Consider the following 23,801-nt stretch of genomic DNA (forward strand, 5'->3'; position numbering starts at 1 on the left):
TTGTATATTAAAGGCAGCATTCGCTGCCTTTAATCTATGTATCCAAATCACCTCAAAGTTCATGATTCAAAAATCAAACCTTAACTCCCCAAATTTAACTAACATTAATTTTGTTTGCGTTATGTGTTGTCAAACAAGTTTGAGACTCGCACTTTGAGGTTGCTTGGGTATGATGATCCCCTTGTGAATCTAATTGGATTAAAAAACCATTTAAAAATTAAAATGGTTAAAATTTTAATAAAATTATAAATATCCCTTATTGGAGGCAAACCGTGGCTAAACGTCGTGTCGTCGTAACTGGCTTAGGAATGTTGACGCCGCTAGGCAATGATGTTCAATCAACCTGGCAAGGCTTATTAGATGCTAAAAGTGGAATACAAACAATAACACACTTTGACACATCAAAATTTGGAACAAAGTTCGCTGGTTTAATCAACGACTTTGATGCATCGGCTTATATGCCACCAAAAGATGCAAAAAAAATGGATTTATTTATCCAATATGGTTTAGCAGCGGGTGTTCAAGCCTTTAAAGATTCTGGCCTAGAAATCACAGAAGAAAACGCAACGCGCATTGGTGTTGCTGTTGGTTCTGGTATTGGCGGCCTAACGCTAATTGAAGAAAACCACGTCAAGTTACTTAACAGTGGTCCACGTAAGCTATCTCCATTTTATGTGCCTTCTACCATTATTAATATGATCTCGGGTCATTTATCAATAATGTACGGACTACGTGGCCCTAATATTTCAATTGTAACTGCGTGTACGACAGGTTTACATAACATTGGCCATGCAGCGCGTATGATTGCCTACGGCGATGCCGACGCAATGGTTGCTGGCGGTGCCGAAAAAGCGTGTACGCCTATAGGTATGGGGGGCTTTAACGCAGCACGCGCATTATCAACACGTAACGACGACCCACAAGCAGCGTCGCGCCCGTGGGATAAAGACCGTGACGGTTTTGTACTTTCTGACGGTGCGGGTGTTGTAGTTGTTGAAGAATACGAACACGCAAAAGCACGTGGCGCAAACATTTATGCCGAGCTAGTTGGTTTTGGTATGAGTGGCGATGCATTCCACATGACATCTCCTCCAGAAGACGGCGCAGGCGCAGCCCTTGCCATGGAAAACGCATTAAAAGATGCGCAAGTAAATGCAGAGCAAGTTGGTTACATAAACGCACACGGTACATCGACCAACGCAGGCGACAAAGCCGAAACAGCCGCCGTTAAATCTATTTTTGGTGATGCTGCAAAAGACGTAATGGTTGGCTCGTCTAAATCGATGATGGGTCACTTACTGGGTGCAGCGGGCTCAGTTGAATCAATCGTGTCGATATTGTCGCTAAAAGATCAAAAAGTGTCGCCTACTATCAACCTTGATAACCCAGATGAAGGCTGTGACCTAGATTACATTGCGCATACAGCACGCGATGCAAAACTAGATTACTCACTGTGTAACTCATTTGGCTTTGGTGGTACTAATGGCTCGTTGCTATTTAAAAAGGTATAATCTTCTTTAACAACGAACCACTTTATAAGAGCTCAGTTGTTTAACTGGGCTTTTTTTATATGCAAAAAATAATAAATAATACGCAAACAATCATAAATTCCAGCCACTCAAACGCCGTTAGCATAACCGACAGAGGCTTAAACTATGGCGATGGTTTTTTTACAACAGCAAAAATTGTAAATGGGCAAGTTGAATATTGGCACCACCACAAAGCTCGCCTAGCTGAATGTGCCGAGCGATTAGCCTTTCCTGAACTCGACTTTAGCCATTTAGAGCAACATATACACAATCAAGTAAAACAAAAGCAAACGGGCGTGTTAAAAATACTCGTAACACGCGGTGAAGGCGGGCGTGGATATAACTTACCAAGCGAATGTAATTTAACAATTATAGTAAGCGTGCTTGAATACCCTGCAAACTACAATGCACTTGCAGAGCAGGGGGTTAGCCTTGAAATAAGCCCTATTAAATTAGCGGCGCAGCCTTTACTTGCGGGGCTAAAAACCCTAAATAGGTTAGAGCAAGTACTCATTAAAAAAGCCATGCAAACGCAAAATTGCGACGACGTACTTGTGCTTGACTACAACAACCAGGTAATTGAAGCCTCAGCAGCTAATATATTTGCCATTAAACACGGTAAAGTATTTACACCAAAGCTCAATGAATGCGGTATAAAGGGCGTTTATCTGCAAGCGTTATGTGATAAATTAACGGTTGAGTTTAAACACATTACAGTAAACGATTTAACCAAGGCCGATGCTGTATTTGTATGCAACAGCTTAATGCATGCAGTACCTGTTAAACGCATAGAGCAACAGTGCTTTAATGTTGCCCACAGCAACGCATTGCTAACTAATTTATTAGCCAAGGAGGCTTAGTGTTAAAAGTTATTTTATCAGTCGCTTTTTTAGCGATCATTAGCACAGCTATTGGCTATCAGCAATTGCAGGCAACCCTTCAAAGCCCGCTAAATATAAGCCAAAGCACGCAATTTGAGGTAAAAAAGGGCACCGGTTTTAATAAATTATGCCAGCAATGGCAAGCAAAAAACTGGGTTGAAAGCTGTTGGCGTTACCAAGTTATTGCAAAGCTCGACCCCACACTAACTGATTTAAAAGCCGGGCTTTACGAGCTTTCAAATACCAGTGTTATTAACAACATAAAAAAAATAAACCAAGGTCAACAAATCAGCTTTAGCTTTACCATTATTGAAGGCCAAGCGCTGCGCGATGTATTAGCAAATATTAAAAATGCGCCTAATTTAAATAACGATCTAAAGTTAGACGAGTTAGGTAAGCAAATTATAAATGAAGATACATTGTTAGAAGGCTGGTTATTTCCAGATACTTACCACTACCAGCATAACGATACCGCAAGCAGTGTATTAAAACGCGCCGCACAAACTATGCAACAAACACTAAGCGATGCATGGCAAAAACGCGCTAACAATTTACCTTACAGCACCGCGTACGAGGCACTAATAATGGCCTCAATTATTGAAAAAGAAACCGCAGTAGCCAGCGAGCGCCCGTTAATTGCCTCGGTTTTTGTTAATCGGTTAAACACAAAAATGCGCCTTCAAACCGATCCAACCGTAATATATGGCCTGGGTGAAAACTTTGACGGCGATATTAAATACAAAGATTTACGCAATCATACGCCATACAATACCTACCGTATTGATGGATTACCGCCAACGCCAATAGCTATGCCATCAAAAGAAGCTATTTTAGCTGCGGTAAACCCGCCACAAAGCGACTATGTTTACTTTGTAGCAAAAGGCGATGGCAGCCACCAATTTTCTACCACGTTAAAACAACATAACGCGGCAGTAAAAACCTATATTTTAAATAAAAAGAATTAACGTGTTTATGAAACCAAAATTTATAGTAGTAGAAGGCTTAGAAGGCGCGGGTAAATCAACCGCTATTTCACTTTGCCAAGACTTTTTAAACAAAAAACAAATAGATTACATTAACGTACGCGAACCTGGCGGCACGCCATTGGCCGAGTCGTTACGCACATTAGTAAAAGCCGAGCACGAAGAAGAAATAGCCTTCGAAACCGAGCTGCTTATTATGTACGCCGCACGTTCGCAGCTAATGCATAACGTAATAAACCCTGCGCTAGAGCAAGGTAAATGGATATTAGCTGACCGTCACGACTTATCGTCGCAGGCGTATCAAGGCGGCGGGCGCGGTATTAGCTCAAATACACTAGCGTCGTTATCGTCTATGGTATTAAAAGGCCTAAAGCCCGACTTAACCATTTATCTCGACATAGACCCAGTAATTGGCCTTGAACGTGCTAAAGGGCGAGGTGAACTTGACCGAATAGAGCAAGAAGCTATTGAGTTTTTTCAGCGTACACGCATGCGCTACCTAGAGCTTGCAAGCGACGACAACTCTATTAAAACCGTAGATGCCAATCAAGAAATTGATAAAGTACATCGCGATATCACAAACGTATTACGTACTTTTTTTGAAGAGCTAAAATAACATGTCTCTACCTTGGCTATATGAAACACAGCAACACTTAGCACAAAGCTTTCGTGGTCAGCGTTTTCATCATGCCCAATTGTTTTGTGGCCCTGTGGGTGTAGGTAAGTTTGCCTTAAGTGACGAATTAGCCAATGCCTTGTTATGCCAAAATATTACCCAGCAAACAGCCGCACCAAACAGTATTTTAGCGCCATGTGGGCAATGTAAAAGTTGCTCGCTTAATCTTGCGGGTACGCACCCCGACAAGCGCATAACGCAGGTAGACGGCCAAAGTATTGGCGTAGACGACATACGCGCCATTAGCGATTTTATGAACCACTCAGCGGCGCAAAATGGCAACAAAGTAGTGGTAATAGAAAACTGCGAAAAAATGACCATGGCAGCGGCTAACGCCTTGTTAAAAACGCTAGAAGAGCCAAGCAATAGCCGGTTTTTAATATTAACCACAAGCCAACCTGCGCAATTGCCAGCCACTATTTTAAGCCGATGCGCTAAAACCGACGTAAAAGTAACAAGTACACAACTAGCGCAGCAATGGCTTGAGTCGTTACAAATACAAAATTACCCTTGGCTACCGCTTTTTTATAGCCAGCCATTACAAGTAAAACAGTGGCAAGAGCAAAACCAGTTACAAAATATAGATACCCTCTATAAGTTTGCAACTGAGTTTAAACAAAGCCATAATTTCAAAGCGTTAGTCGATATAATAAATAAACAACCGGAGCTGGTTCGTATATTTACCTTATTTTTAAGCGAGCAATTAAAACAGCAATTATTACAAGGTATGAGCTTTGAAGCGTATCAAGAAGCGCAGCAAGCACTCAGCGAATTTTTGCAAAATAACACCAAAATTCTCGGCCTTAATTTACCGCTCGCCGTATCGCGATTAGCGTACATTTTACGTAATAAATAAAAGGATTAACCATGCAAGAGCTATTAGTAGATATAGACGACCTAGACGAATTATATCGCTGTTACATGCCTTACTTAAAAAAAGGCGGCTTATTTGTGCGTACTAACATGCGTTACGAAGTAGGGCACTCGCTGGCGTTACGTGTAACCCTTCCCGACGCACTAGAAGACGACATAGTCACTGGCAAGGTTGCGTGGATCACCCCGCAGGGCGCGCAAAGCTCAAACCCGCCAGGGATTGGAATTAGCTTTTTAGACGACAAAACAAACCTAAACGCCAAGATCGAAAAACTACTGGGGACTATGTTAAACTCCGGTAATCCAACTTACACCATGTAGTAAAAAACAGGCCCAATTTTGATTGTAGATTCGCATTGCCATTTAGACCGTCTTGATTTTGATAAACTCGATTTAAACCTAGACCAAGTGCTAGACCAAGCACGCGCCAAACAGGTTGAACACTTTTTATGTGTAAGCGTAACGCTTGACCAATTCCCAAGTATGCTTGATAAAATTAAACACTACGACGATGTATCGGCCTCGTGTGGCGTGCATCCGCTCGATCAAAAAGACGCACTTAACAAACAGCAATTAATTGATTTAGCGTCACACAATAAAGTAGTTGCCATAGGCGAAACAGGCCTAGATTACTACTACGCAAAAGACACGCATGCAGTGCAGCAAGCAAGTTTTGTAGGCCATATTGACGTGGCAAACGAACTACATAAGCCGCTAATTATTCATACACGCGACGCCCGTGCCGACACCATAAACCTAATGCGCGAGCACAACGCCGAAAACTGTGGCGGCGTACTGCATTGTTTTACAGAAGACTGGGACATGGCTAAAAAAGCCATAGATATGGGCTTTTATATTTCTATTTCAGGCATTGTAACGTTTAAAAATGCAGTAGAGCTTAAAGACGTGGTAAAGCAAATCCCACTCGACCGACTACTAATAGAAACAGATTCGCCGTATTTAGCACCCGTACCGCACCGTGGGCAAACTAATCAGCCTGCTTACGTGCAAGATGTAGCGTATTACATTAGTGAGTTAAAAGGTATTAGCTTTAACGAACTAGCTAAAGCCACCACCGATAACTTTTACTCGCTATTTAAGTTAGCAGCTAAAGGCTAATAATATGACGACTCACGCGGCGCAACTTCCTATGTTACTTATGGGGCCAATGGTGCGCCGCGCTGAGCAAACAGGCGTGTGCATAGTATTTGCAACGTCAACCCCCGCACAGTGCCAAATTAATATACTCAATACGCAAAGTGTTAGCGAGCAGCAAACCATTACACTAGGCGAACGCCTTTATTTACACTTTGTAGTTGTAAAACCGGCAAGTACACCTTTTGCGCTCGACACTTTAATAGCGTATCAATTAATAATAAATGGCAATGAGGTTGACCTATCAGCTTGGGCTTACAGCAACCAAGTAACTCCAGCATTTGTTATACCCAATAAACTAAATAGCATACTGCATGGCTCGTGCCGAAACGCGCATCACCCCGCAAAAGATAGCCTAGTCACCGCAAGCCAATGGCAAAACACTCAGCGCAGCCAAAATACACCTGGCGCACAATTATTGCTGTTAAGCGGCGACCAAGTTTACGCCGACGATGTAGCAGGGCCTATGTTATTGGTTATTCATCAGCTTATTGAAAAACTAGGTATTTATAAAGAGCAACCTATGGCGTTGCCACTGCCTAACAAAATTGATGAACAGTTATACAACAGGCACCATTTTTTACCCAAAACACCGTGGCAAAAGCGCTCAAAGCTGGGTGTGGGTTACTGGCTTAAAAAAGACGAGCCGCATTTTTCAAGCGTAAAAGCATTTAACCACCTTATTCACTTTGAAGAATTTATAGCGCTTTATTTACTTAATTTAAGCGCCGCTGCCTGGCAATGTGTTGATTTACAAAACGCACAATACACCGGCAAAAACCAAGAGCATCAGCGTATTTTTAATGCCGAAAAATCGGCGTTACTTGGCTATGCTAAAGGACTGAATGAAGTAGAAAAATTATTTGCTAATGTGTCGACGTTAATGATGTTTGACGATCACGACGTAACCGACGATTGGAACCTCACCGCAGGATGGGAGCAAGCCATAAACCAAAACCCAAGCAGTAAACGCATAATTAATAATGGGCTAATAAGTTACTGGTTGTTCCAAGGTATGGGTAACGATGCGCTAACAAAAACAGGCGCGCTAATACCGCCATTTAAACAAAGCTTAAGCGCTAACAACCAATGGCAATTTAAAGCGTTTGATAAACCCCTAAACGAATTTAACCATTGGCATTACGAGTTAACTACAACACCCAAAGTTGTGGTGCTCGACACCCGCACACACCGCTGGCGTAACGAAAGTAATTTTAACGAGCCATCAGGCCTGCTTGATTGGGAGCGCCTTACAGAGCTTGAAGAAAGCCTACTAAGCCACGATAAAGTCATTATAGTATCGCCCGCGCCGGTATTTGGTGTTAAATCAATAGAAGCCATTCAAGCGGCTTTTAATATATGCGGCCAGCCACTGATGGTGGATGTAGAAAACTGGATGGCCCACGAAGGCTCGGCTAAAAAACTACTCGACACTTTTAGACGCACCGACACCCCAAACGAAACCCTTATTTTATCAGGCGATGTACATTACTCGTTTTGTTTTTCGGTGCAAAAGCGCTTTGGCGATCACCCAAACAGAATATGGCAGCTCACCGCAAGCGGGATAAAAAACGAATTCCCGCGTAAGTTAATAAACGTACTAGACAAACTAGACTCTATTTTATACGGCCCCAAAAGCCCGCTTAACTTTTTCACCAAACGCTGGCACATGGAAGTAGACAAACACCAAACCCTAGGTGAAGGCCAAAAGTATTTAGTAAGCGACTCAGCTATAAGCCTAATAACGTTAGATAACGGCGACTTATCCCGCTATCAACTCATCCACGGCGACGGCCACACCACCGAATTCGACCTAGAACACAAATAAAGCACGGCATGCCTTTATTGTAGACGTAGAGCTTGCTCACGTTAAAAGCGGCAGCTTCTTGCTTTTTAGTAATAAATATCACCACAGAGCACACCGAGGCGCTTCGCGCTACACAGAGTTAAAAAGATTGTTTTTGTAGACGTCCCCCTGTGTCAGGATAGTTGTCGCCTCTAACATTTAGCAGAGGCAAATAAAATGAAACGTCAATTTACACAAGAGTTTAAAGTTCAAGCTGTTGAAAAAGCATTATCTCAATGTGATGATGTTCGCTTAGAAGATATTGCAGATGACTTAGGTGTCGGTTATTCAACGTTACAACGTTGGATAGCACTGGCAAAAAAGCATCAACTTGAAATACACCAGACGGGTAGCCAAATGACAGCAGAAAAACGACCACAAGACTGGAGTTTAGAAGAAAGACTCAACGCAGTAATTGAGTGTGGAAGTTTAGATGAAGCCGCCATAAATGAATACTGCCGTAATATAGGGCTTTATCCGCATCATATTCAGCAATGGAAGAAAGACTTAGTAACACCACCTTCAAATAAAACAGTAAAGTCAGACAGTAAACAGCTTAAGCAAGAAATAAAGCAACTGCAAAAAGAACTGAATCGCAAAGATAAGGCCTTAGCTGAAACTGCCGCTCTACTTGTACTCAAAAAAAAAGCGGATGCACTTTGGGGTTTCAACGAGGACGATTAACAACAGCGACTGAGCGACATGAATTAATAACGCTTATCACAAACGCACAGGCTTCAGGGGCAAGGAAAGAAAAGGCATGTGAGTTACTTGGACTGACACTAAGAACCGTTCAGCGGTGGATTGAAGCAGACGATATGACTGACAAACGGACGAGTACGAAAAAACAGCCGCCTAACCGTCTCACAGAGTTAGAGCGGCAGCGCATTATTAATACGGCTAATTCAGCCGAATATGGGCATTTACCGGCCAGTAAAATAGTCCCTAAGCTGCTTGATAAGGGCATATGGATAGCGTCTGAAAGTTCGTTTTATCGTGTCATGAAGGCACATAACTTATTAACGCATAGAGAAAAAGTAAAGCCAGCTAAGCCGATAAAAAAGCCAAGAGTATTGAAAGCAGTGCGTGCAAATGAAGTCTACACTTGGGATATCACCTATTTACCAACGAGCGTAAAAGGGCAATTTTTATACTTATATTTAGTGATGGACATTTTTAGTCGAAAGGTTGTTGGCTGGCAAGTTTACGACTCACAGTTAAGTGAATTAGCCGCAGATTTAATGAAGGATATTTGCAGTCGGGAGCAAATAAAGCGCGAGCAAGTTACGTTACACTCAGATAATGGCAGCCCAATGAAAGGCGCGACATTACTGGCAACATTACAGGAGTTAGGGATTGTGCCATCATTTAGTCGACCGTCAGTAAGTAATGACAATCCATACTCTGAGTCGTTATTTAAAACGTTAAAGTATCGCCCAGAATACCCAGAAAAGCCATTTGAAGATATAAGCGCAGCAAGAGAATGGGTAAGTGGGTTCGTTGATTGGTACAATAATGAGCACCTACACAGTGGTATAAAATTTGTGACGCCAAACCAACGTCATTCAGGTTTAGATAAAGAAATATTAGCTAAGCGTCAGCAGGTAAACGACGCAGCTAAATTGAATAACCCAAGCCGTTGGTCAGGGAAGTCACGAGACTGGTCAATGATAAATGAAGTAAATTTAAACCCTGAGAAAAAAGAAGAAATGCGGGCGGCATAAAATTTAACTTGAGGCGACAACTAACTTGAAAAACTCCGGGACCAAATGAGAAGAGATTAAAACACTAATAATGCTTTCCTACCTTTATCACTAGCCCCCTTTGTAGTAGTGTTTTATTGAAGCAATTAAAAGCTACGCTTTTCACGTGAGCAAGCTCTACGTCTACCGCGATGGTGTAATATGGGTTTCACTTGTAGACGCGAAGCTTGCTTGCGTGACGGGCAAAGCCCGTAAAGTGATTTATTTACAAAGAAGATAAGAGGCGCTGCGCTTTTAGAGGGCTAGATTAATTAAAAGTGATTAATGGCTTATATTTTTTCATTTACTCCTCATTTACTCCTCATTTACTCCTCATTTATTCCTCATTGTGCAAATGTTTTTATCTTAAAAGCTACGCTTTTCACGTGAGCAAGCTCTACGTCTACCGCGATGGTGTAGATATGGGTTTTACTTGTAGACGCGAAGCTTGCTTGCGTGATGGGCGAAGCCCATAATAATTTAAATAAAAACGCGACGCTTTAGTAATTAAAGCGTCGCGTTTTTATATGCGCTGACCAATACGCTTAAAGCAAATTACATGCTCTGCGCGTAGTTATACAGCGCTTTTAAAATGGTCAGGTTTTTTTCGCTGTCGTCGTGCTCATGGGCCAAGTTTTCAAGGGTGATCATAAAATCTTGTGCGCTAATTGAGGGTTGATCTTCCCCGTGCATTAACTTGTTTTGACAATACTGGCGCCATTGATCAAGTTCTTGCTGGTTGAGTGTTTCAGGCCAGTTTCGTGCACGGTATCTAAACAGTAATGTATTGAACTTTTTATCTTCAAAATCTAAATTTAAACCCGCTAGCTCGTCTGGCTTAGCATCGCGAATAATCGCAAATTTAGCTTTATCGGCATGGCTGGTAAAACCATCGTAAAGTAAGTAATCAACGTTAGTGGTCGCGCTGTAATCGCCTTGCTCGTTAAACACCTCAGTGACTTTATCGCGAAGCTCGGTATTAGCTTTTAAAATAGCTAAATTAGCCAGGCACTGCTCGCGGTCAATGCCTAAACGGGCTGCATTTTCAGGCAATAATGTTTTTGCAGGCGCTAAAATAGGGCACTTGTTTAGATGCACCAGTTTTAAGCCAACAGGTAAATCGCCCTCGTCTAAATCTACGCGTTTGGTGTATAAACGTTTACGTAATTCTTCTACATTTAAATCAAGCAACACTTGCGGGCTTTGGGTTAAATCAAAACATATAACGGCATTTTTATTTACCGGATGAAAGCTCATAGGCGCAACCCACGTTGTACAACCTTGCGTTGCAGGAATACGCGATGAAGTATGTACCAGCGGCGTCATGTTAAATACATCAACTAAATCACCGAGCGCTTTTTTATTACGCAGCCCAAAAAAGAAGTTATACAGCTTAGGCTGTTTTTCTTTTATTAGCTTAGCCAGTGCAATAGTGGCAGTTACATCGCTTAGCGCATCGTGCGCAGCAGCGTGTTCAATACCGTTGGCTACTGTTAAATGCTCAAGCTTAAAGCTTGGGCTGCCATCTTCTTTTAACGGCCATTCAATGCCCTCGGGGCGTAGCGCATAACACGCACGTACTAAATCAATAATATCCCAGCGGCTATTATTGTTTTTATATTCACGCTCGTACGGGTCGTAAAAGTTACGATAAAAGCTATAACGGCTTACTTCGTCATCAAACCGAATACTGTTATAACCAGCCACACAGGTGTTTGGCGCACTAAATTCGGCATGAATTTTTGCTATAAACTCAGCCTCAACCAAGCCTTTTTTCATCGCCACTTGTGGCGTAATACCGGTGATTAAACATGCCTCAGGGTGGGGTAAGTAATCCGCTTGCGGCTTACAATATTCAATAAGCGGCTCGCCAATAATGTTTAAATCAAGATCGGTACGAATACCTGCAAATTGGCTCGGCTTATCCTTTTGAGGGCTCGCCCCCCAAGTTTCATAATCGTGCCAATAGATTGTTGCTTGATTTTGCTCTTGATATGCCATAGTAAACCCTGAGTAGTTAACTTAAAAACGCCAAAATATGCGCCAAGTTACTAAAATAATGAATTATTTAGATTATGGCATATGGGCGAGGGAGTTTATAGGTACCTTAATTTAAACTTTAGAAATTTTAACTATTACCGCTGGAAGTCATATTTAATATCGCATATGGTGTTTTTTAAATTAACTTAAGAAAAAAATATGATGAGAATACTCTTTACCGCAATCATTTTTTATTCGCTTTTCATTCCACACGGTGTAATAGCCAGTACGGCTAAGGTTCAAGTAAATGGTTTTGACGTTGAATACGAATTAGCAGGTGATGGTAAACATACCATTTTACTTGAAGCGGGTGGTTCTGCTGGTTTAAGTGATTGGGACCCGGTTTTTGAATCACTTACCAAGCACGCGAAAGTTATACGGTATTCTCGTATTGGTAATGGTGGCTCTGCACAAATAAAGAAAAACTATAGCTCAGAAGAATATGCAGCAGAGGCTTTGCGATTGCTAAAAGTGCTAAAAGTAGAAGAGCCTGTTGTATATATTGCCCACTCTTATGGTGCTTATATTGCGCGTGTATTTGCTGCAACATACCCTAACAGTATTAAAGCGTTGATGTTAATTGAGCCTGCATCAGAGCATGATGTAGATATTATGCGTGCGATTGATTTACCACGCGCAGAAAAAGAAATTGCTGCAATAAAGCTGGATGATATGAAAAATGGTATGTCGAATCAGTATTTAGATTTTTGGGCAAAACGCCCACTACCTGATTACCCTCAAATTGTTGATATACCCGTGACTGTGATCGCCTCCGTTAAAAAGTATAAAAAGCCATCTGTATTATTTTTTACCGACCAAGCGCGTGAAATGTGGGGTGTCTTACATTCAAAGTGGGCTAATGCATTTCCTCAAGGTGAAATAGTAATAACAAATAAGAGCTATCACTATCCGCAAAATGATGAGCCAAAAATGGTTGTAACCCAAATAGTTAAGTTACTTGAACGCACTCAATAAGTTTAAATTTTTGGTTGTTTTGATAAATACCAATTTTCATAAGTTAGTAGTTTGGCATTAGACTAAAGTCTATAGGTTAGATTTCTTCACTTATTAGGTTTGTTTTTATCGTTTGTCGGTTTGATGGGAATTCTCTAAAGTTCAGTTGTCGGCAACAAGCACGACTTAACCAAACAGGATTATGACCATGAAAACTTTTATCAAAACTATCGCTCTTAGCTCTTTACTTACTTGTTCAGCTGCTGCAATGGCTGATCAAAGTGACTACAAATTAATGGTTATCGAAACTGCAACAGCGCCACAGCCACTTGAGCAATCTTTTAACAGCTGTGCACTTAATGTTAAGTCAAAAAACTATGCACAAGCTGAAGAAGTTTGTACTAAAGCAATTGCGCTTTTAAAGGATGCTGACGCACCACGTTTTAAAGTACGCCAGCTTACTTCATACGCACTAAGTAACCGTGGTGTTGCGCGTTTGAAATCGAATAACGAAACAGCAGCTTTAGCCGATTTGTACGAAGCTAACCAAATGTCTAACAGCACTATGGTATCGCACAACTTAAATCGCGCTAAAGAAGAGCTTTCTTTATAAGCTGCTTTAGCAAGCATATTTTAAAAAAAGCCCCAGCTAGGTTTAACCTGCTGGGGTTTTTTTGTATCAGCATTATTGTAGTTTGTACGATTACGTTCTTATTGCTAAGAGTAATCGCATTACCCATAGTTTATTAAATGTAAGTACCTAAAAAGTAGGTATATTTATAATGGCGTTAGACTAAAGTCTATAGGTTAATTTTATTCACTTATTGAGTTTGTTTTTATCGTTTGTGAGGTTTGAGCTTTTACTCTAAAGTTCAGTTGTCGGCAACAAGCACGACTCACTTAATTAGGAAAGGCAAACCATGAAACGTACACTTTTAAAAACCATCGCTCTTGGCTCATTATTAACTTGCTCTGCAGCTGTAATGGCTGATTCAAGTGACTACAAATTAATGGTTATTGAAGCGCAAACTGCGCCTCAGCCGCTTGAACAATCGTTTAACAGCTGCGCACTGAATGTTAAGTCAAAAAACTACGCACAGGCTGAAGCTATCTGTACTAAAGCAATTGCACTTTTAAAAGATGCAGACGCACCACGATTTAAAGTACGCCAGCTTACCTCATTCGCGTTAAGCAACCGCGGTGTAGCGCGTTTAAAAGCGAACAACGAAACGGCTGGTCTTGCTGATTTATACGAAGCTAAATCAATGTCTAACAGTACAATGGTGTCGCACAATTTAACACGTGCTAAAGAAGAGCTTTCTTTATAGTAAGTATTACCATAGTGAAAAAGGCGATGTGAGAGTGATCTTGCATCGGCTTTTTTGTGTTTACTGTTTTTTAAAGTGCTCATTATCTATTCATCATTGCGGGTTAATAATACATTTAATTGTTTAACTCAAAGCATAATCCTATTTTGAAGCCCATAAAAATATTACTACTTAGCTTAGTCGTTATTATATTAACCATAGTATTAGCCCTGTTCGTTTTGCCTGAAAAAATCACTAATCCCGTATTAGGGGCAACACTCAAAGACTGGAATCATGCTACTTTTTGGTATGAGCCATGGGGGAAGTCGGGTGTTCATAAAGGCATTGATATATTTGGTAAAAAAAATACGCATGTTGTTGCACCGGTTAATGGGATTGTTGTGTTTAGCGGTGAGCTTAAAAGAGGCGGAAAGGTAGTTGCTATACTCGGGCCTAAATGGCGGGTGCACTATGTAGCGCATTTAAATAGTTACAGTGTAAGTGAAGGCGACATTGTGAAGTTAAATGAAAATATTGGTTTATTGGGTAACACAGGAAATGCAGCGGGTAAGCCACCTCATGTTCATTATTCAATTGTGTCTTTATTTCCACTACCTTGGCTTGCAACAAGTGAAAGCCAAGGTTGGAAAAGAATGTTTTATATCAACCCACATACAAAACTGATTAGCCGGTAATGGTCAGTGGCAAATAAATAATACAAATTTTTAGTTATTGAATAGCTACAGCAAGCTGATGATAAAGGCCAATACCTACGATTACATTGAACGGAAAAGTAACACCCAGCGAGCTAAGCATGGCAAGGCCTATATCGGCTTTAGGAATAGCGGCTTTGATTGCTGCAGGCGCTGCAATGTAAGAGGCACTGGCTACTAAGCTACCGAGTATAACCACTGAACCAAGTTCTAATCCTAATAAAGTACCTACGCCCACACCTACTGTGCCCAAACATAACGGGGTAATAATAGCAAAGGTCGCTAATTTCCAATGTTGCCATGGGAAAGGGCGCAGTGTTTGTGCAGCTACTAATCCCATTTCTAGTAAAAATAAGGCAAGGACTACTTTAAAACTGCTTGTTAATAAGCTGGTAACCTGGCTGCCTTGCGATGTGCCGTACATCATGCCAATAATTACACCACCCACTAATAAAATAACACTTTTGTTGGTGAGGGTTTCGTGCCAGAGCGCTTTTAATGAGAAAGTACTTGTTTGGTCTGGGTCTTTATCGAGCTTGCGATAAAGTAATAAGCCAACAATAATAGCAGGAAGCTCTAGCATAACTAAATAGAGCGTTACTTCAGCGCCAACGGCTAAATTTGCAGATTCGGCATACGCTAACGCAACCGCGAACGTACCGGCACTTACCGAGCCATAATGCGCTGCAATACTTGCGCTGTTAGCCACCGATAATTTAATAACGTATTTTAAAATGGGGTATAGCATTAGCGGGATAAGTGCACCTAAGAGCATCACTGTGCCCATTTCTGGTAGCAGTTGCCAGCTTAAATTGCCGTGAAGTACCATGCCGCCTTTTAAACCAATAGTTAGCATGAGTAATAAGCTTAGTGTTTCGTAGGTTGCTTTAGGAATGGTTAAATCAGAGCGTAATATTCCCGCTACTAATCCTAAAATAAAAAACATAACAACTATATCAGGCACAACATTTCCTTTTAAATATGAAATTAAGTGGCGCTATTGTATTTAAAACTTTGTATAGTAAATAATAAAATAAATACTAGTTAGGTATAAATAATTATCTATGGGTGGTGATTGTGGATTTACGACATATTTCATTTAGATTGCTCGAAGTGTTTATGAGCGTAGTAAAAACAGGCTCAATTAGTGAAACCGCGAGGCGATTGCACTTAACTCAGCCTACTGTATCGCTGCAAATTAAACGCTTACAAGAAGCCGTAGCTGAGCCGTTAATGGTTATGCAGCATCAAAAAATGCACGTGACCGAAGCTGGACTTGAGCTTTATAAAACCTGTCAGCAAGTATTTGGACACTTTGAAGATTACCAAGACTTTTTAACAGAACTAAATGGTGGTGAGCGAGGTAGGTGTAAAATAGCCATGGTGAATACCGCACAGTATATTTTGCCTAAATTATTGGGACCTTATAGTAATTTACACCCGCATGTAGAGCTTCCACTTGAAATTGGTAACCGTGCAGAAGTGCTAAACCGATTTGAGCGTGGTGAAGACGATATTTACGTATTCAGCCATCCTCCATCGCTTGAACATGCGCAAGCTGCACGTTTTTTACATAATCCGCTTGAGTTTATTGTGCCGGTTAATCATCCGCTTGCACAAGTAAAGTCAGTAAAGCTCAGCGACTTAATGCAATACCGGTTTTTATTACGTGAAAATGGCTCGGCAACGCGCATGTTATTTGAAAGCGAGCTACAAAGCCGTGGTTTAGTACTGAGTGATTCAGTGCAAATGGCTAGCAATGAAGCAATTAGAGTTGCGGTATCTTCGGGTATGGGAATAGCTGTTTTATCTCGCCATGTACTCGCAAAAGACGATGCAAGCTTTAAGGTATTAACTGTTACCGATACTCATTTAGCTAGCCATTGGTATTTTGTTATGCGAACCGACAGGCATATATCGCATGCTGCACGAAACTTTTTAAAATTTGCACAGCAGCATTTAGAGCAATACCTCGATTCGCAGTGGGTACGAAACGAGTTGGATAATTTGCAACTAAATTAATTTATATCCGGGGTTGAGTCTCTTAAAATTAGCTTAGGCTCAAACACCTGAGTAACCGTTATGCCGCTTTTTTTATAAATATCTTTAAGCACTAAATTTGCTGCTGCACGGCCCATTTCGGGTACTGGGTTATCTATTGTGGTAAGCGTAGGGTAAAGGTAATTGGTAAAAATAACGTTATCAAACCCAATTATTGCTAAATCTTTAGGTATATTAAAGCCATGCTCGCGAGCGTATTTCATTGCACCCGATGCCATTTCGTCATTGGCGCACACAAGAGCCGTAATTTGTGCTTTATTTTGAATAAAATGACGCAGGCCATCGCTGCCACCGGTTTCTTTAAAGTCGCCCACATAATACAAGCTTTCGTCAAAGGTGAGGTTGTATTCTGCAAGCGCCTTTTTGTGGCCTTTTAAACGATCTGAGGCATCTTCTTTAAATTGTGGACCGGCAATATAAGCAATACGTTTATGCCCTTTATTGATCATAGCTTTTGTTGCAAGGTAGCCACCCATAACATTATCGAGACTAATGCAGTTTTGCTCTATTTCTTTAACGTAGCGACTCATTAAATAAATAGGGGTTTTACCTTTACTGAGCTCAATTAAATACTCGTTAGATACCGCTTCTACGTGAGCAATAATTGCGTCGCAATTACGGCTAATTAAAAATTCAAAACCGTTTTTTTCTTTTTTTTCATCACTGTGGCCAGGCGTAATAATTACGTGTTTACCAGCTATACGTAATTGCTCTTCAATGGCCGACATCATTTGTCCAAAAAATGGGCCGTCTAACTCAGACACTAAAATACCTACACTGTTTGTACGGCTTGATGCTAAAGAGCGTGCAATAGAGCTTGGCTGATAGCCGAGCTCTTTCATCGCCTCTAATACCTTTTTTTTAGTTTTTTTACTTACGTAGTCGTTGTCGTTAAGCACCCTAGAAACAGTTGATAAAGACACTCCTGCCATTTCTGATACTTGATAAATAGTCGCCATTTATATCCTAGCTTGTACGCATTTGTTTTAAATAAAATTTATAAAACATAAATTGTGATTAAATGTTAATTTACACATTACTGCGCCTAATTGCTAAATCTTCTGTTATTTTTTGGGTTATTGCAGGTGTAAGCGGATAAATAAGCATCAACGCGGCGCCTAAAAATGCAAAAGCAGCAGGGATCCAGCTCATTAGCAACTGCATAGCGGGAAGGGTTTGGTTAATTGTAAGCTCATCCATACCGTTATACCCATAGCTTGCAAGTACCACTAATACGAGTGCCCCAGCAAAACCACCTCCCGTTTTTTGTACAAAGGTGCCTGCAGAATAAATAAGCCCGGTTGCGCGGCGTTTATTTTTCCACTCGGAGTAGTCGGCAGAATCTCCCAGCATGCTAAAAAACAAAGTAGGCATCATAGCGGCAAAAAACTCAGCCGCGCAGCCAAACGAAAATACAGCGACAATATTATTGCTAGGCACCCAATAAAATGCAGTGGTTAATAAGCCGCTTAGCAACAATGATGCAATAAATAAATTGCGTTTGCCCATAATTTCAGCCAGCTTGCCTGTAGCAAGTGCACCAAATATAGATACTATTAATAAGGCAATAAAATATTGCCCTGCCATGAGTTCATCAGCAACGTGGTACTTAAAGTAATAGGCAATAACACCATATTTTATGCCGTTAAACATCATGGTTAAAAAGCCAATACCTAATAAAACGAGCCATGGTTTATTTGTTAGTAAATCGACCATATCGCGCTGCGAACCGGTTAGGTTTTGTTTGTTTTTATTAAGTAGTTTTTTTATAACAACAGTCATTGCCGCCATAACTAAAGCAAAAAATAATCCGCTGTATAAATCGCGATAATAAAAAAACAGTGTTGTTGATAACAAAGGTAATATTATAAATGGTAGGTTTTTAGTTAAATCAAACAGTTCTGATTTTAAACACCCTTGCTCTGAAGCTGGGGCTATTACACGCTCTTTAGTGCTTACAAAGGTAATAACCATAAGCGCAATAAGTAAACTTGCGAACAAATACATAGTGAGCTGATAGCCCTTAGCGTTATCACCGCCTCCAAAGTAAGCGACTAAATCGGGTAAAAAACCCATCACTAATAACCCGCCTGTAAACGCGCCTGCAAATCTGAATCCTGATAGCTTTGTGCGCTCGGTGTCATCGGGGGTCATTACGCCCATAAGTGCAGAGTAGGGTACGTTACTGACTGTATAAGCAAGTGTTAAACCAATATAAGTAACGTAGGCATAAATAAGTTTATTGGTTTCGTTAAAGTTAGGTGTGGTAAAGCACAGCACCATAAATAAACCTAAAAAGGGCGCGGAGTAGAGTATCCACGGCCTAAATTTTCCAAAGCGTGACTGCGTTCTATCGGCAATCATGCCCATAATTATATCGGTTACACCATCAGATAATCTAACCACTAAAAACAGCATGGCGGCCGCTGCAGCCGATATGCCAAAGGTGTCGGTATAAAATACCGCTAAATAGGCCAATGCGCCGCGCCATACTAAATTAGCACCCGCGTCACCCATGGCATAACCGACTTTTTCGTATAAAGGGAGTTTGTTCACAGTGTGTGTTCTTATTGTTATAAGCCGCTAATTTATCGGCTTGTTATGAGTTTAGTGTACGCTTTACCACTGGCTTTAACAGTTCGTTTTTGTGTGTTGTAGTCTACGTGTACTATACCAAAGCGTTTTAAATATCCTTCTGCCCATTCAAAATTATCCATCAGGCTCCACGCAAAGTACCCATCTACCTTAACACCTTGTGCTGTTGCATTATGTAAAGCGTTTAAATGTTCGTGGTAATAGTCAATACGATCGGTGTCTTTCACTTCACCGTCTTTAAATTCGTCAACCATGGCTGCGCCATTTTCGGTAATATAAATAGGTGGTAGGGTGTATTTTTCGTTTAACGATACAAGTAACTCTGTAAGCGCTTTAGGGTAAATTTCCCAGCCAATATCGGTCATTGGGGCTTTGTGTGGCAGCTCATGATAAAAGTCTGTTTCGCTTGCTTGGTAATGCATACGGGTATAAAAATTCACACCTAAATAATCAAGTGGCTGTGCAATAATTTCCATATCGCCTGGTAAAATATCAGGGCGCTGGGCTTTAGGTAATTGGTTAATAATATCAGGGTATTGACCTTGCATTACTGGCTGCATATACCATTGATTTATGTAGTCATCAGCAAATGCAGTGGCGTTTAAATCTTCTTCGCATTGGGTAACTGAGTAGCAAGGCGTAAAGTTAAGCACAATACCGTTGAGTGAATTAGGGCTATTTTTAGCAAGCACTTGCATCGCTAATCCGTGGCCAAGTAGTAAATGATGGGCAGCTTTTCGCCCGTGTTCTCGACCTACAATACCGGGTGCATGTACGCCAATTTCGTAGCCTAAATAAGAGCTACAAAATGGCTCGTTTAGTGTTGCGTAAGAATGTACTCGCTCACCAAAGGCTTGGGTAATTAAATCTGTGTAATGTGCAAATTCGTAAGCCGTGTTTCGGTTAAGCCAGCCGCCTTCGTCTTCAATATGTTGTGGTAAATCCCAGTGGTACAAAGTAACAAAAGCTTTGATATTACGACGTTTTAGCTCATCTAAAATATCGGTGTAAAACTTAACGCCTTTAGGGTTTAAATGGCCAGCTTTGGTCATCACACGGGGCCAAGAAATAGAAAGCCTGTAGGCGTCTACACCTAGCGACTCAATTAAGTCTATATCGTCTTGCCAACGAGTGTAGTGCTCACAGGCAACATCACCATTTGAATTATCAGCAATTTTACCCTCTTTACTACAAAAGGTATCCCAAATGCAGGGGAGACGATCTGCTGCGCCACCCTCAATTTGAAAAGACGCTGTGGCCACACCATAAGTAAAGTGTTTGGCTAAAAGTGGTGAGCCACTAGGTAAAGATAATTGTTTCATTAAGCGAAAACCCCTGCTTTATTTTTAGTAAATTTGCTTTTATAAAGTTAAAGTTGGAAGCGCTTCCATAATTAATTTGATTAATCGACGGGTATAGTATTTAATAACTTTCAGGAAGCGCTTCCATATTTAGGTTAGTGGCTATTGTTTAACAGGTCAATAGTTATATTTAAATAAGCAAATTACATTATAAAAACACACCCAGACAACACAGGGCCATAACAATGAAAAAAAGCTTAAACACAAAAGCATTAAAAATTCTTTCCCTTTTAGTGGGAGGAATATGCGTTTTAACAGCCTGTAATAAACAGCAAACGCAAGTTAGTAACAATCATACTAACGCTTTGGAGCATGAGCAGGGCGATATAACACTTTGGCCAACACTTAAAAACAAAGTACAAAAAAGCACCGAGATCGAAAATACAATTGCCGGTTATTTAAAGTCGATGACGCTTGAGCAAAAAGTAGCGCAAATGATCCAACCAGAAATTCGCGATATAACCGTTGAAGATATGCGCAAATATGGGTTTGGATCTTATTTAAATGGTGGAGGCTCTTTTCCCGATGCTAATAAGCATGCTACACCTGCTGATTGGATAGCGCTTGCAGAGAATATGTATCAAGCATCGGTTGATGATACGCTTGATGGCAGTAAAATCCCTACCATGTGGGGCACTGATGCCGTACATGGACATAATAACGTCATTGGTGCGACGTTATTTCCACATAACATTGGTTTGGGTGCTGCTAACAACCCTGCGCTTATAGAGCAAATTGCAGCGGCAACAGCGGTAGAAGTAATGGCTACAGGAATTGATTGGGTGTTTGCACCTACCGTAGCTGTAGTGCGCGATGATCGCTGGGGCAGAACCTACGAAGGCTATTCAGAGGACCCTGCAATTGTTCGCAAGTATTCAGCCGCTATTGTAAATGGCTTACAAGGTAGAGCCGACGGCGACTTTTTAAGTGATAAACGCGTAATTAGTACTGTTAAGCACTTTTTAGGTGATGGCGGTACAGTGGATGGCGACGATCAAGGTAATAATATAGATACCGAAAAAGATTTGTACAACATACATGCGCAAGGTTATGTAGGTGGCTTAACGGCAGGTAGCCAGTCTGTTATGGCGTCGTTTAATAGCTGGCATGGTAAAAAAAATCATGGCAATAAATACTTACTTACCGATGTACTCAAAACCAAAATGGGTTTTGATGGCTTCGTAGTGGGGGATTGGAATGGCCACGGGCAAGTTGCCGGCTGTACTAACGAAAGCTGCCCACAAGCGGTCAATGCGGGGCTTGATATTTTTATGGTGCCTACCGATGCTTGGAAACCACTTTATAACAATACAATAGCGCAAGTAAAAGCGGGTACTATTCCTATGGCTAGAATAGATGATGCCGTTGCGCGTATTTTGCGTGTTAAATTACGCGCAGGTTTATTTGAAAAACCAAGCCCTGCCAAGCGTAAATTCTCAGGTAAAGTAGCGCTAATTGGTGCGCCAGCACATCGTGATATTGCCCGCCAAGCGGTGCAAGAGTCTTTAGTACTGCTTAAAAACAATAACCATATATTACCGATTAACCCATCAAGCAATATACTTATAGCAGGCGATACGGCCAATAATATTGGTAAACAATCGGGCGGTTGGAGCATTACGTGGCAAGGCACTAACAATAAAAATGAAGACTTTCCTGGAGCTACCTCTATATATGCCGGATTAAAAGCGCAAATAGATACAGCAGGCGGTAACGCTATTTTAAGTCCAAATGGCACGTTTGATACTAAACCCGATGTAGCCATTGTTGTATTTGGCGAAGAGCCATACGCAGAAGGGCATGGCGATAAAGATAACCTTGAATTTGAGCGAGGTAATAAACGCTCACTTAAAATTTTAAAAGCGTTAAAACAGCAAAATATACCGGTTGTATCTGTGTTTATATCGGGCAGACCCATGTGGGTTAATAGCGAGCTAAATGCATCTGATGCGTTTGTAGCTGCATGGCTTCCTGGCACTGAAGGCCAAGGTGTTGCTGATGTTTTATTAGCGGATATAAATGGGCAAGTACAACATGACTTTAAAGGTAAGTTATCGTTCTCTTGGCCTAAATCGCCACTACAAACGGCTGTAAACAAGGGCGATGCTGATTACTCACCATTATTACCCTATGGCTTTGGTTTAACGTACAAAGATGAAAGTACGCTTGGCAATAATCTAAATGAAGACTCAGGTGTTGATGTAAGCAACCTTGCGCCGCTGTCTATATTTAATGGCAGCGTTAAAACACCGTGGCGTTTGTTTTTAAACTCTAATAACCAGCAGCATCAAGTGGCCAGCAACAGTGTAAAGCTTGGCGGCATTACTTATCGTACTGAAGATAAGGCCATTCAAGAAGATGCGATGGCGTTTAATTTTACAGGCTCTAGCACAAGCTATATCGAAATTAACAGTAACTTTACTGAAGACAAAGTAGCTTATATTGAGGCTAATTCAGCGCTTAGCTTTAGCTATAAAATAAATACAATGCCAACAGAGCAAGTGCAACTAGGTATGAAATGCGAGCAAGGCTGTGGTGGCGAGCTTAATATTACTAATGAGCTTAAAAATTCAGCCTTAAATACATGGCAAACAATGAGTGTAGATTTAACCTGTTTTGCTAAAAAGGGCGTTGATTTTGCCAGAGTAACCAGCCCATTTATTATTAAAACGGCAGGAGAGTTTAGAGTTTCAGTTGCAGATATTAGCTTTGAACCACAAAGCGCTAATAGCGCCACGGTTAAGTGTGAGTAATAGCGTGTTTATAAGTTAAGTTTATTGTGTGTTGTCTCAAAGCCCTAAGGGCGTGTTGATCTTTGTGGATTGAAATTTGTTCAATCTAGGGGCAATTTAATCGCGGCGAGAGGTTTGTAACCTAGTGGGCTAAGTAAAAACCGAGAAACAAAGAGTAAATTGCCCCTAGGCAGAACCCTACGGGCAGCGCATGTTTGGCATTTATGCTGAGTTATCGCCTATTTATGGGGAATAACCACACTTCATAGGCTCTGCCTTGCCTAAAAACCAAACATACTGCTGCAAATTCAACCACCAAAGAACAACGCGCCCTAATAAGGGCTTTTTTAAAG

The 23,801-nt window shown here is 41.0% G+C and carries 20 protein-coding genes; 15 read left to right on the forward strand and 5 right to left on the reverse strand.

The window, feature by feature from the left end:
* Positions 1 to 272: 272 nt before the first annotated feature.
* The 9 genes from fabF (at position 273) to PS1M3_RS06470 (ending at position 9,667) form a co-directional block, all read left to right on the forward strand.
* On the forward strand, positions 273 to 1,511 hold the full coding sequence (fabF, locus tag PS1M3_RS06430; RefSeq protein ID WP_058429082.1) for a beta-ketoacyl-ACP synthase II: 1,239 nt from the start codon (positions 273 to 275) through the stop codon (positions 1,509 to 1,511).
* Positions 1,512 to 1,570: 59 nt separating this feature from the next.
* The gene (gene pabC, locus PS1M3_RS06435) at positions 1,571 to 2,389 is read left to right on the forward strand and encodes an aminodeoxychorismate lyase (RefSeq protein WP_203986835.1); all 819 of its coding nucleotides are present in this window, start codon (positions 1,571 to 1,573) and stop codon (positions 2,387 to 2,389) included.
* Entirely contained in the window at positions 2,389 to 3,375 is a 987-nt protein-coding gene (mltG, locus tag PS1M3_RS06440; RefSeq protein ID WP_203986837.1) for an endolytic transglycosylase MltG, read from the forward strand. Before pabC ends, mltG begins: the two co-directional genes overlap by 1 nt.
* A gap of 7 nt (positions 3,376 to 3,382) precedes the next feature.
* Entirely contained in the window at positions 3,383 to 4,009 is a 627-nt protein-coding gene (gene tmk / locus PS1M3_RS06445) for a dTMP kinase (protein ID WP_010557316.1), read from the forward strand.
* Between the two features lies 1 nt (position 4,010).
* Positions 4,011 to 4,925 carry a DNA polymerase III subunit gene (locus PS1M3_RS06450; protein ID WP_138741239.1) on the forward strand — a complete coding sequence of 305 codons (915 nt, stop codon included), beginning with the start codon at positions 4,011 to 4,013 and terminating at the stop codon, positions 4,923 to 4,925.
* 11 nt (positions 4,926 to 4,936) lie between these two features.
* On the forward strand, positions 4,937 to 5,263 hold the full coding sequence (locus PS1M3_RS06455; RefSeq protein ID WP_006792298.1) for a PilZ domain-containing protein: 327 nt from the start codon (positions 4,937 to 4,939) through the stop codon (positions 5,261 to 5,263).
* Positions 5,264 to 5,281: 18 nt separating this feature from the next.
* Positions 5,282 to 6,061 (forward strand): TatD family hydrolase, encoded by a 780-nt coding sequence (locus PS1M3_RS06460; protein ID WP_010557318.1) that lies wholly within the window; start codon positions 5,282 to 5,284, stop codon positions 6,059 to 6,061.
* A gap of 4 nt (positions 6,062 to 6,065) precedes the next feature.
* A complete protein-coding gene (locus PS1M3_RS06465) occupies positions 6,066 to 7,925 on the forward strand; it encodes an alkaline phosphatase D family protein (RefSeq protein ID WP_203986839.1) in 1,860 nt (619 codons plus the stop codon).
* A gap of 195 nt (positions 7,926 to 8,120) precedes the next feature.
* Positions 8,121 to 9,667, forward strand: a protein-coding gene (locus tag PS1M3_RS06470) for an IS3 family transposase (RefSeq protein ID WP_086007399.1) whose coding sequence is annotated in 2 segments (ribosomal slippage) — positions 8,121 to 8,601 and positions 8,601 to 9,667 — 1,548 coding nt in all. Because the reading frame shifts where the segments join, the coding sequence is not laid out codon by codon here.
* Positions 9,668 to 10,240: 573 nt separating this feature from the next.
* Here the strand turns inward: PS1M3_RS06470 and sbcB are convergent.
* Positions 10,241 to 11,686 carry an exodeoxyribonuclease I gene (gene sbcB, locus PS1M3_RS06475; RefSeq protein WP_203986841.1) on the reverse strand — a complete coding sequence of 482 codons (1,446 nt, stop codon included), beginning with the start codon at positions 11,684 to 11,686 and terminating at the stop codon, positions 10,241 to 10,243.
* Between the two features lie 201 nt (positions 11,687 to 11,887).
* On the opposite strand from sbcB, the gene PS1M3_RS06480 reads away from it, so the two are divergent.
* The 4 genes from PS1M3_RS06480 to PS1M3_RS06495 all read left to right on the forward strand — a co-directional run bounded on the left by PS1M3_RS06480 (position 11,888) and on the right by PS1M3_RS06495 (position 14,681).
* Positions 11,888 to 12,700 carry an alpha/beta fold hydrolase gene (locus tag PS1M3_RS06480; RefSeq protein WP_203987280.1) on the forward strand — a complete coding sequence of 271 codons (813 nt, stop codon included), beginning with the start codon at positions 11,888 to 11,890 and terminating at the stop codon, positions 12,698 to 12,700.
* Between the two features lie 187 nt (positions 12,701 to 12,887).
* Positions 12,888 to 13,292 (forward strand): hypothetical protein, encoded by a 405-nt coding sequence (locus tag PS1M3_RS06485; protein WP_006792271.1) that lies wholly within the window; start codon positions 12,888 to 12,890, stop codon positions 13,290 to 13,292.
* A 307-nt stretch (positions 13,293 to 13,599) separates the two neighbouring features.
* The gene (locus PS1M3_RS06490) at positions 13,600 to 14,007 is read left to right on the forward strand and encodes a hypothetical protein (RefSeq protein WP_006792270.1); all 408 of its coding nucleotides are present in this window, start codon (positions 13,600 to 13,602) and stop codon (positions 14,005 to 14,007) included.
* Positions 14,008 to 14,153: 146 nt separating this feature from the next.
* A complete protein-coding gene (locus tag PS1M3_RS06495; protein WP_203986844.1) occupies positions 14,154 to 14,681 on the forward strand; it encodes a M23 family metallopeptidase in 528 nt (175 codons plus the stop codon).
* A gap of 34 nt (positions 14,682 to 14,715) precedes the next feature.
* Here the strand turns inward: PS1M3_RS06495 and PS1M3_RS06500 are convergent, their stop codons facing one another.
* Positions 14,716 to 15,663, reverse strand: a complete 948-nt coding sequence (locus PS1M3_RS06500) for a sodium-dependent bicarbonate transport family permease (protein WP_203986846.1) — start codon at positions 15,661 to 15,663, stop codon at positions 14,716 to 14,718.
* A 113-nt stretch (positions 15,664 to 15,776) separates the two neighbouring features.
* Here PS1M3_RS06500 and PS1M3_RS06505 point away from each other — a divergent pair, with 113 nt between their 5' ends.
* The gene (locus PS1M3_RS06505; protein ID WP_203986848.1) at positions 15,777 to 16,721 is read left to right on the forward strand and encodes a LysR family transcriptional regulator; all 945 of its coding nucleotides are present in this window, start codon (positions 15,777 to 15,779) and stop codon (positions 16,719 to 16,721) included.
* Here the strand turns inward: PS1M3_RS06505 and PS1M3_RS06510 are convergent.
* The 3 genes from PS1M3_RS06510 to PS1M3_RS06520 form a co-directional block, all read right to left on the reverse strand.
* Positions 16,718 to 17,719 (reverse strand): LacI family DNA-binding transcriptional regulator, encoded by a 1,002-nt coding sequence (locus PS1M3_RS06510; RefSeq protein ID WP_010557355.1) that lies wholly within the window; start codon positions 17,717 to 17,719, stop codon positions 16,718 to 16,720. The genes PS1M3_RS06505 and PS1M3_RS06510 overlap by 4 nt on opposite strands.
* Before the next feature lie 70 nt (positions 17,720 to 17,789).
* Positions 17,790 to 19,316: an MFS transporter gene (locus PS1M3_RS06515; protein WP_203986852.1), complete on the reverse strand. Its 1,527-nt coding sequence runs from the start codon at positions 19,314 to 19,316 to the stop codon at positions 17,790 to 17,792.
* A gap of 32 nt (positions 19,317 to 19,348) precedes the next feature.
* Positions 19,349 to 20,677: a GH1 family beta-glucosidase gene (locus PS1M3_RS06520; protein ID WP_203986855.1), complete on the reverse strand. Its 1,329-nt coding sequence runs from the start codon at positions 20,675 to 20,677 to the stop codon at positions 19,349 to 19,351.
* Positions 20,678 to 20,901: 224 nt separating this feature from the next.
* Between PS1M3_RS06520 and PS1M3_RS06525 the strand changes: the two genes are divergently transcribed.
* On the forward strand, positions 20,902 to 23,469 hold the full coding sequence (locus PS1M3_RS06525; protein WP_203986859.1) for an exo 1,3/1,4-beta-D-glucan glucohydrolase: 2,568 nt from the start codon (positions 20,902 to 20,904) through the stop codon (positions 23,467 to 23,469).
* Positions 23,470 to 23,801 lie beyond the last annotated feature (332 nt).

The sequence above is a fragment of the Pseudoalteromonas sp. PS1M3 genome, from assembly GCF_016865405.1.
In the GTDB taxonomy this organism is placed as follows: Bacteria; Pseudomonadota; Gammaproteobacteria; order Enterobacterales; family Alteromonadaceae; genus Pseudoalteromonas; species Pseudoalteromonas marina.

What these genes read in the sequence shown, in the direction of transcription:
- pabC (WP_203986835.1), top strand. Translation starts at nt 1,571, where the DNA reads ATGCAAAAAATAATAAATAATACGCAAACAATCATAAATTCCAGCCAC.
- tmk (WP_010557316.1), top strand. Translation starts at nt 3,383, where the DNA reads ATGAAACCAAAATTTATAGTAGTAGAAGGCTTAGAAGGCGCGGGTAAA.
- PS1M3_RS06450 (WP_138741239.1), top strand. Translation starts at nt 4,011, where the DNA reads ATGTCTCTACCTTGGCTATATGAAACACAGCAACACTTAGCACAAAGC.
- PS1M3_RS06455 (WP_006792298.1), top strand. Translation starts at nt 4,937, where the DNA reads ATGCAAGAGCTATTAGTAGATATAGACGACCTAGACGAATTATATCGC.
- PS1M3_RS06465 (WP_203986839.1), top strand. Translation starts at nt 6,066, where the DNA reads ATGACGACTCACGCGGCGCAACTTCCTATGTTACTTATGGGGCCAATG.
- sbcB (WP_203986841.1), bottom strand. Translation starts at nt 11,686, where the DNA reads ATGGCATATCAAGAGCAAAATCAAGCAACAATCTATTGGCACGATTAT.
- PS1M3_RS06480 (WP_203987280.1), top strand. Translation starts at nt 11,888, where the DNA reads ATGAGAATACTCTTTACCGCAATCATTTTTTATTCGCTTTTCATTCCA.
- PS1M3_RS06485 (WP_006792271.1), top strand. Translation starts at nt 12,888, where the DNA reads ATGAAAACTTTTATCAAAACTATCGCTCTTAGCTCTTTACTTACTTGT.
- PS1M3_RS06490 (WP_006792270.1), top strand. Translation starts at nt 13,600, where the DNA reads ATGAAACGTACACTTTTAAAAACCATCGCTCTTGGCTCATTATTAACT.
- PS1M3_RS06510 (WP_010557355.1), bottom strand. Translation starts at nt 17,719, where the DNA reads ATGGCGACTATTTATCAAGTATCAGAAATGGCAGGAGTGTCTTTATCA.
- PS1M3_RS06520 (WP_203986855.1), bottom strand. Translation starts at nt 20,677, where the DNA reads ATGAAACAATTATCTTTACCTAGTGGCTCACCACTTTTAGCCAAACAC.
- PS1M3_RS06525 (WP_203986859.1), top strand. Translation starts at nt 20,902, where the DNA reads ATGAAAAAAAGCTTAAACACAAAAGCATTAAAAATTCTTTCCCTTTTA.